Genomic DNA, 8,895 nt, shown 5'->3' with positions numbered 1-8,895 from the left:
GTGCTGCTCCATCACCCGGCGCAGCGCCTGCTGGAAGTCCTCGCGGATCGCCTCGGCGTTATCGAGCAGGATTGTCTTGTACTCGCCCGACATCGGCGCGTAGCTCGCGGACTCCTTCAGCACGCGGTTGATCATGTCGCGTTTGGCCATCCGGCTGCGGCCCTCGAGGAACGAGGCGAAGCGGGGGTCCTCGCGGATCTCCTTTTTCGTGCGGTCGAAGAAATCCGCGACGTTGAGTTCGATGAGGTCGTTCTCGGGGTCCTCGTGTGCCGCACGGGCGAGCGCCCGCACAGCGGCGGTTTTGCCCGACCCCGGCGGTCCCTGTACGACGAGGTTCATCGGCTCGGCGACGGCCCGCCCGAGCCGTTCGCGAACCTCCGCCTGCGGGAGGTCCTCGAGCGAGGGGGCGTGTCGCTCGGACCAGAGCGGTGCATCCATTTACAACGCAGTAGCGCGGCGCCCGGTAAGAACTCCTCGGTACAGGCGGTCCACGAACGGCATGATGACGTCCCGATCGGTGCAGTTCGGAACCTGGTCGGTCCCGCTGGCGCTCTCGGCCTGGCGACGGCAAAAAGAACCGTCCGCAGCGCGGCCGACGATTGCGTGCCGTCCCCAGAGCGCAGGCGCGGTGAGCGGACTGGTTTCCGTCTCAGTGCTCGCTTCCGTGCTGTCGGGTTGCTGGACGTCGACTGTCAGCTCGGCTCCTGTTCGTCCGTCTCGACCTCGAGGTCGAGCTCCTCGGCGTCTGCCGGGACGCTCACGACGAGCGTGCCGTTCTCGCCTGTCTCACTGACCTTCCCTTGCCGCCGTCGTCGCCGCCTGGAGAGACTGCGGAGCCACAGCCCGCGACTGGGAGTATTGCGGCTACGAGGACCGTCGCCACTGTTTGGCGTTGTATTATATTCGGAGTTCGAGATGTGTGCGGAAAGCAGCCCTGGCCTCTGCTCGACGAGTCGACATGAGTATAGTAGTAGGTCCATACCCGAAGAGGGAACCGGATTCCGGGTGGATACGTGGAGCGATTCAACGATCCGTTACGACAGTCAGCGCCCCCGCTCAACTGCGGTAACTGTGGAAGTCGACAGCCGTTTATCGCTGCCGGAACGATGTACTGACATGACTCTCCGCGTTACGTTCCTCGGGACGAGCGGCGCCGTCCCGACCACCCGCCGGGCGCCGAGCGCGATCATGGTGAACCGGGAGGGCGAGCGGTTCCTCTTCGACTGCGGCGAGGGGACCCAGCGCCAGATGATGCGCTTTGCCACCGGCTTCGACGTGGACCACCTGCTGCTCAGCCATCTCCACGGCGACCACGTGCTCGGCATCCCCGGCCTCGTCCAGACCTGGGATTTCCAGGATCGCGAGGCCCCGCTCGCCATCCACGCGCCGCCAGGGAGCCGACGGAGCCTCGAGAACCTCATCGGCGCGATGGACCACAACACGGGGTTCCCGGTTCGAATCCACGAGGTGACACCCGGCACCGTCGCCATCGACGCCGAGGAGTACGAGATCAGAACGTTCGAGACCGAGCACCGCACCACGTCTATTGGGTACGCGCTCGTCGAAAACGATCGCCCCGGTCGGTTCATGCGCGAGAAAGCGGAGGAGGAACTCGGCATTCCACCGGGGCCCGCGTACGGTCGCCTCCACGAGGGCGAGTCCGTCGAACTGGAGGACGGCCGCATCATCGACTCCGACCGGGTGGTCGGCCCGCCACGGCCCGGCCGCTCGCTGGTCTACACCGGTGATACCCGGCCCGTCGAGGCGACCGTCGAGGTGGCCGACGAGCCGGATCTGCTGATTCACGACGCCACCTTCGACGACAGCGAGGCTGGGCGTGCCCGCTCGACCGGTCACGCGACCGCGCGGGAGGCCGGAGAGCTCGCCGCCCGTGCGGGGGCGAAACGGCTCGCGATGACGCACATCTCCTCGCGCTACGCGGGCAACCCGGTGAGCCACGAGCGGGAGGCCGATGCGGCCTTCGACGGCGAGAGCTTCGTCGCCGAGGACGGCCAGACTGTCGATGTGCCGTTCCCGGACAAGGAGTAGCGGACGGCTACAGGTCCAAGAGGTACGCGCCAGTTGTGTTGCGGTAGGCCGGCGCTCCGACGAGGACTGTCTCGTCCGACTGCGCCACGTCGAACCCGAACTCGGCGTTCTCCGGGAGATCGACGGCGCCGAACCGCCGAGACAGCGCCCACTCGGCAGCTTCCTCGAAGACGTACGCGCGCCCCGTCTCACCAGCGTAGGGCGCGCCGACCACCGCAGACCCGCCGGTGATCGCGACCGACTGCCCGAAATCAGCGCCAGACTCGAGTCCCCGAACAGTGAGTTGCTCCTGCAGTACCCAGTCGCCGCCGGTCCGTGCGAAGACGTACGCGTGGCCCGTATCGGAGGCAGAGGCGCCGACGACTGCGGTGTCACCGTCGAGAGCGACCGACTGGCCGAACGATTCGATTCCAGACGGGTCCGCCGGGACGAGTCTCGCCTGTCGCTGCCACGCCCCGTCACTGCGCTCGTAGACGTAGACGGCCCCGGTGCGTTCCCCGTCGACCTCGGCGTGGACCGCGCCGACGAGCACGACATCGCCATCGACGGCGACGGCGGTGCCGAAGAACTCCTCCGCGTCAGTTCCGAGGGTCGCGTCCCGCGCCCAGTCCGTTCCATCGCCCGAGAAGACGTACGCCCTGCCGCTCCGCTCTACCATCGGCGAGGGGTCGTTCACGTCGCCGACCACCACCCGCTCGCTGTCGAACGCGATGGACCGGCCGAACTCGTTCGTGTCCTCCTCGACGTCGGGGCTGAACTGGTGGTGCTGGACCCATCCGTCGGCCGTCCGCTCGAAGAGGTAGGCCGCGCCGGCGCCGGGGCTGCCGAGGACGGCCAGGTTGCCGACCAGTGCCGCGGAGGCGCCGTGGTCACCGAACCAGTCACCCTCGTTCGACGTCAGAACCACCGGGTCAGCCCAGCCATCGTCGGGCGCGAACGCGTAGGCACCGCTGTCCGCCGCGAGGACGATCGCAGCCTCCTGCGACAGCGCCACCGATCGGCCGAACCGATCGACGCTCTCGCCAGTGGTGAGCGCCGGCGTCTCGGCGCTCTCCGCCGCTTTCGGCGTCGGTGTTTCTGCGGGCGTCGATGTCTCTGTTGCAGTTGGCGTCTCGCTTGCGGGTGTCCGTGTCGGCGTCTTCGTCCGGGTCGCGGTCAGCGTCGCCGTCGGCGTTTCTGTCGGGGGCTGAGTGGGTGTCCCGTCACCGTCGGCGGACTCGTTACAACCAGCGGCGCCGACGGCGACGGACACACCAAGAGCGCGGAGGAGGGCTCGTCTGGAGGGCATCGCTGTCAAAGCAGTACTCTCCAACAATGGGCTTTGTGGAGGGACGAGCGGTTCACAGCGAATCCACACGAGCGTTCCGTACCTGTCTGTGCGTGCAGCGACAGCTACCTCGCGTCGGTGGGTCGTATCCAGTCGAACCCACGACCGGCGTCGGATATTTACCCCCCGACCACGAACGCTGAGGCGTGAACGCCCCGAGCCCCATCGACGGGCCGGTGTTCGGCGTCGACATCCAGAGCGGCGACGTGCGGGGGGATTCCCCGACTTACGCCCTCGTGGTAATTCGTCCCGACGAGGAGCGCATCGAGCGCGACACCGTCTCGCTCCGGAAACTGCGGCGGCTCATCGAGAAGGAGGAGCCGACCCGCATCGCTGTCGACAACATGTACGAACTCGCGCCGGACAAGAACGCCCTCGTGGGCTTCCTTCGCAGCCTCCCCGCCAGCACCGACCTCGTCCAGGTGACTGGCGCCAACCGCCCCGAACCGCTCTCCCGTGTCGCCTCGCGCTACGGCGTGCCCTACGCCAAGAAACCGATGAAGGAGGCCGAAGCCGCCGCACGCCTGGCGCTCGGCAGCGTCGGCCAGCGCGTCACTGCCTTCAGCGACACGACCACGGTCAAAGTCTCTCGCGGCCGCTCCACCGGGAGCGGTGGCTGGAGCCAGGACCGCTACACCCGCCGTATCCACGGGAACGTCCGGAAGGCCGCCCGTGAGGTGGAGTCAGACCTCCAGGACGAGAATCTCGACTACGAGAAGGACGTCACCGAGAAGTACGGCGGCCTCTCGAACGCCATCTTCACCGTCGAGGCCCGCCCCGAAGATATCCCGGCCTCGAACATGCGGAACGGCGACGTGCGTATCGAGGTCGAGCGCGAACGCCGCGACGGCATCGAGTTCGAACCGCTGGTGAAGCGCCGCGACCACGTCATCGTCGGAATCGACCCCGGAACGACGACTGCGGCGGCCGTCGTCGGTATCGACGGCACCGTCCACGATCTCTACTCCTCCCGCACCGGGGACACCGCCGAGCTCACGGAGTGGCTCATCGAGCGCGGCCGGCCGATGCTCGTTGCCGCTGACGTGACGCCGATGCCCGAAACTGTCGAGAAGTTCCGCCGGTCGTTCGACGCCGCGGGCTGGACGCCCGAGAGCGACCTGCCGGTCGACGAGAAGCTCCACCGTACCCGGGAGGTGAGCTACGAGAACGACCACGAGCGCGACGCGCTCGCGGCGGCGCTGTTCGCCGTCGACGACCACGCCGACCAGTTCGAGCGCATCGTCCAGAAAGTTCCCCCGCAGTTCGACCGCGAGGAGGTCATCGCTGGCGTTATCTCCAGCGAGGAGTCCGTCGAGACGGTGCTCGACGAGCTCTCGGACGACGATGGGCAGGAAGAAGAAGAACAGCAGCACGAGGAGCGCGAACTCAGCGAGGAGGAGCAGCGGATCCGCGACCTGGAAGCGCAGGTCGACCGCCTCAGCGACCACGCCGAGGAGCTCGAGGCCCAACTCGAGAAGAAAGAGGAGACGATTCTGGAGTACGAGCGGGAGCTGAGCGACGCGCGCAAGCAGGAGCGCCGCGAAGCCCGCGAACGCCGGGAAGTGAGCCGACTGGAGCGCCGGGCCGAGCGCCTCGAGCGCGAGCGCGACGAGGCTATCGCCGCGAACGAGGAGCTCCAGGACAAGCTCGCCCGGCTGAAGGCGCTCTGGAAACTCGACCACTCCAACTTCAGCGACGTGGCCGCCGACAGGAACCTCGTCCCCGTGAAAGTGGTCGAGCAGTTCACCTGCGACGCGATCGAGACTGCCGACGAGGCCTACGGGCTCGCGTCGGGTGACGTCGTCTACCTGCGGGACGCGAGCGGCGCCGGCCGCTCCAGCGCCGAGCGCCTCGCAGAAACCGAGCCCCGCCTCGTCCTGCGGGACGGGAACCTCTCGAACGAAGCCGACGGGGTGCTGTTCGACAACGAGATTCCCGTCGCGCCCGCCGGCACGGTGACGATTCAGGAGGTCGACGAACTGGCGGTCGCCCGCGAGAGCGAGATCGAAGAGGCCGTCGCCGACTGGGCGGACCGCGCCGAGGAGCGCCGGAAGGCCCAGACCGAGAGCATGATGGACCGAGTCATCTCGGAGCACCGGGCTGATGAACGACTCGGAGAGGAGTCCGCCGGACGCGGGACGTAGTTGCTGAGCGAGCCGACGGTCGCGTCACGAAAACGGGTGCCGGCCGTCTACTCATGCAGGTTCGTCTCGAGGAACAGGAGAACCCGGTCGAGCGCGTCCTCCCACGTTTCTGAGTGTTGGAACATGTGGTCTTCCTCGGGGTAGTAGGCCATCTCGAACTCGTCGCCCTGCTCGACGAGATCCATCACGAGGTCGTCCAGCTGGGCGAACTGCACGTTCGGGTCGTCCGTGCCATGCAACGCGAACAGCGGGGTATCGATGTCGGCAGCGTGGTCTTTCGGTGACGCTTCAGCGTAGTTCGCCTCGACGCGCTCCCTCGCGTCGTCCGGGTGGCCGCCGAACAGGGGTTTGAACCGGCGACCGGCGCCCCAGTTCCGGCCAGTCGCGTACCGAACCCACTCGCGCCAGTCCCAGATTCCCGCGAAGTTAACCACACAGTCGAAGCTGTCGGTTTTCGTGGCGAGGGCGTTCGCGAGGAACCCTCCGTAGCTCAACCCCCAGAACCCGACCGCGTCGCCGGTTCCGTCCAGTGAGCGAAGATACGAGGCGGCTCCGACGCAGTCCCCGACATCGACTCGTCCGATCTCCTCCTGGATCGCCATCTCGTAGTTCCGGCCGTAGCCGATCCCCCCGCGGTAGTTGAGTTCGAGAACGGTGTAGCCACGGCTCACGAGGAGGTGATTGAACGCATGGAAGAACCCGTACGACCGCATGTGGTGGAAGCCACGGCGCATCTGCCGAATCGGACCGCCGTGGGCCCAGATAACCGCCGGTCTGTCCGCAGCGACCTCTTCCGCCGGTGGGTCGTATCGGTAGCCGTGAACCGGCTCCCCATCGTAGTCACTCTCGAACGTAACCGGCACCGGGTCGGGGAACCAGTCCAACGATTCCGGCTCGCTGAAGCCGACTGAAACCCGTTCAACAGCCCCTTCATCGGGGTCGAACACGTGAACGTCAGCAGGCGTCTTCCGTCCCGACCGGAGGCAGGTGATCCACCCGTCGCCCCAGTCCGGATAGACAGCGTTCCCGTCAATCCCGTCGAAGACTGTTTCGATATCAGTGCGTCCCTGGTCGAGTGACGCGACGTGGAGATGGCGATCGCCGGGGTCCCGTTCGTTCGTCACGAACGCGAGCCGCGTACCTGTCTCGTCCCACGCTGGTTCGTCGTAGGCATCGCCACGGGCCTCGAAATCCCCAGCAGTGACCTGTCGTATCCCGTCTCCACGGAACTCGTACTCACCCGTTCGTTCGACCGCAGCCTGGCGTTCCCCGATATCGAGAACGAACACGTGGTGATGGTTCTCCGGTGCGGCAAGGAGTGCAACCCGTCCCGACTCGTGCCCGACGATTGTCGCGCCCGAGAGGCCACGTTCGTCAGTTTCGGTGAGCACCGTCTCACTTGTGTGGACGCCGTCCTCGGTCGAGCTGTTCTCCCCGGGACGTGCGATCTGATACCGGCGTTCCGTTCCGTCCGTCGTGTCGTCCGCATACACGAGGACCTCACCGGCCCAATCGAACGTATCCGAAACGCGTTGCTCGGCTTTCGTCGGCGCCCGTTCCCAGACTGGCTCGTCCGTGCCGGTGCCGTCGGTCGCCGAGGGGGCAAACACGGAGAGTGCGATGGTTCCCTCGTCCGTTTCAGTGAGTGTCGCAAGCTGGTCTCCGCTCGCACTCCATTTGACAGGTGTGGGGCCGAACAGTTCCGCGACCCGCCCAGTCACCTGCAGGGTTGCCCCATCAGTGAGATCGTGCAGCCAGAGCGAGCCATCCCGAACGTACGCCAGCCGGTCGCCGTCCGGCCGCCAGACCGGCGACGAGCAGTCGGCCTCCGCAGCGACGAGTGTTTTGACCGCCTCGGACGCGACGTCGAGTTGCATCACGTTGCCGTCCTGGATGACGGCGACGACCGGTTCCCGGGTGGGATGCCAGTCGTGTTCAGAGACGTCCCCTGCCAGCGTCGTCTCCTCTCTCGGGCGCCGTTCCTCGAGGGAGATCTGTTCACCGGAAACGGAGTCAACGGGCCGGGCGACAAACGAGGTATCCCCGTCGTGGAAGCGTTGATAGCCGACGTACGTAGCCTGACAGTTCCAGGACGGTTCACCGTAGGTCGCTACCCCGAGCGCGTCATCTATGTTAAACGATACCATGGGCACAGATTACGACCAGGGGGGAAAGAAATACCTCCATCGGCAATCGATTCGGCCTCTCTCTACTGTCGTTGCACCATCAGCGCTTCGGGGGGTCGAGGCACGCGTCACTCGCTGAACCGTCCACACGCTTCCAGAAAACCTAACCGCGCGCTCCGAGGTGTTCGAGTATGGACGCACACGACCTGCTCACCCGCAACGCCGCGGAGGTCGTCACCGAAGACGAGGTCGAGAAGCTCGCCGAAGAGCCGGAAGGCAAGCGCGCGTACGTCGGCTACGAGCCCTCCGGCGTGCTCCACATCGGCCACATGCTCGGGGCGAACAAGCTCATCGACCTGCAGGACGCGGGGATGGAAGTCGTGATCCTGCTCGCGGACGTACACGCCTACCTCAACGACAAGGGCACGTTCGAGGAGATCCGGGAGACGGCGACGCGGATGCAGGAGCAGTTCGTCGCCTACGGGCTCGACGAGGAGCGGACCGAGTTCCGCCTTGGGTCGGAGTTCCAGTTCGACGAGGAGTACGTGCTGGATCTCCACGCGCTCGAACTGGAGACGACGCTCTCGCGAGCCGAGCGTGCGATGTCCGAGATCAGCTCGACCGACTCCGTGACCGTCTCGCAGGCAGTCTACCCGCTGATGCAGGCCCTTGACATCGTCTACCTGGACATCGATCTCGCGGTCGGGGGGATGGAGCAACGGAAAGTCCACATGCTCGCCCGCGACACGCTGCCGAACATCGACTACGAGGCGCCGACCTGTCTCCACACGCCGCTGATCTCTGAACTCTCGACCGGCATCGGGAAGATGTCCAGTAGCTCGGGGGTCTCCATCTCGATGGAGGACTCGACCGAGGATATCGAGGAGAAGATCACCGGCGCGTTCTGCCCGGCGACGGCCGATCCCGAGCCAACCGAGGACGGCGAAGAGTCCAACAACCCCGTGCTCGAAATCTTCGAGTACCACGTGTTCCCGCGCTTCGACGAGGTCGTCGTCGAGCGCCCCGAGGAGTACGGCGGCGACCTCCAGTACGACAGCTACGACCAACTGCTCGCCGATTTCGAGTCGGGGGAGCTTCACCCCGCCGACGCGAAAAGCGCGCTGGCGACGTATCTCGACGAACTCATCGAACCGGGGCGGCGGAAGCTGCGGGAGCAGCGGGCCTAGCCAGTCGCGGCGGGCGACCGACCGCCGCCTCGTGCTCCAGTCACGGAGAGTATACTGCCGGA

The 8,895-nt window shown here is 66.3% G+C and carries 6 protein-coding genes; 3 read left to right on the top strand and 3 right to left on the bottom strand.

Going from position 1 to position 8,895, the window contains the following annotated elements; genetic code table 11:
* On the bottom strand, positions 1-438 hold a 438-nt coding region (locus V5A38_RS13395), incomplete at its 3' end, for an AAA family ATPase (protein ID WP_332326267.1).
* 678 nt (positions 439-1,116) lie between these two features.
* On the opposite strand from V5A38_RS13395, the gene rnz reads away from it, so the two are divergent.
* On the top strand, positions 1,117-2,049 hold the full coding sequence (rnz, locus tag V5A38_RS13390; protein WP_332326266.1) for a ribonuclease Z: 933 nt from the start codon (positions 1,117-1,119) through the stop codon (positions 2,047-2,049).
* Between the two features lie 7 nt (positions 2,050-2,056).
* Here rnz and V5A38_RS13385 read toward each other — a convergent pair whose 3' ends face one another.
* Positions 2,057-3,337 carry a hypothetical protein gene (locus V5A38_RS13385; RefSeq protein ID WP_332326265.1) on the bottom strand — a complete coding sequence of 427 codons (1,281 nt, stop codon included), beginning with the start codon at positions 3,335-3,337 and terminating at the stop codon, positions 2,057-2,059.
* Between the two features lie 185 nt (positions 3,338-3,522).
* Here V5A38_RS13385 and V5A38_RS13380 point away from each other — a divergent pair, with 185 nt between their 5' ends.
* A complete protein-coding gene (locus tag V5A38_RS13380; protein ID WP_332326264.1) occupies positions 3,523-5,520 on the top strand; it encodes a DUF460 domain-containing protein in 1,998 nt (665 codons plus the stop codon).
* 47 nt (positions 5,521-5,567) lie between these two features.
* On the opposite strand, the gene V5A38_RS13375 is transcribed toward V5A38_RS13380, so the two are convergent.
* Positions 5,568-7,667 carry a prolyl oligopeptidase family serine peptidase gene (locus V5A38_RS13375; RefSeq protein WP_332326263.1) on the bottom strand — a complete coding sequence of 700 codons (2,100 nt, stop codon included), beginning with the start codon at positions 7,665-7,667 and terminating at the stop codon, positions 5,568-5,570.
* A 170-nt stretch (positions 7,668-7,837) separates the two neighbouring features.
* Between V5A38_RS13375 and V5A38_RS13370 the strand changes: the two genes are divergently transcribed.
* Positions 7,838-8,833: a tyrosine--tRNA ligase gene (locus V5A38_RS13370; RefSeq protein ID WP_332326262.1), complete on the top strand. Its 996-nt coding sequence runs from the start codon at positions 7,838-7,840 to the stop codon at positions 8,831-8,833.
* Positions 8,834-8,895 lie beyond the last annotated feature (62 nt).

Source organism: Halolamina sp. (assembly GCF_036626355.1).
Taxonomy (GTDB): domain Archaea; phylum Halobacteriota; class Halobacteria; order Halobacteriales; family Haloferacaceae; genus Halolamina.
Note: the sequence above shows the minus strand (reverse complement) of the source record. Positions and strands in the feature narration are given on the sequence as shown.

Bases quoted from the DNA above. Each gene is read 5' to 3' on its own strand.
- V5A38_RS13370 (WP_332326262.1), top strand. From the start codon at position 7,838: ATGGACGCACACGACCTGCTCACCCGCAACGCCGCGGAGGTCGTCACC.
- rnz (WP_332326266.1), top strand. From the start codon at position 1,117: ATGACTCTCCGCGTTACGTTCCTCGGGACGAGCGGCGCCGTCCCGACC.
- V5A38_RS13375 (WP_332326263.1), bottom strand. From the start codon at position 7,667: ATGGTATCGTTTAACATAGATGACGCGCTCGGGGTAGCGACCTACGGT.
- V5A38_RS13385 (WP_332326265.1), bottom strand. From the start codon at position 3,337: ATGCCCTCCAGACGAGCCCTCCTCCGCGCTCTTGGTGTGTCCGTCGCC.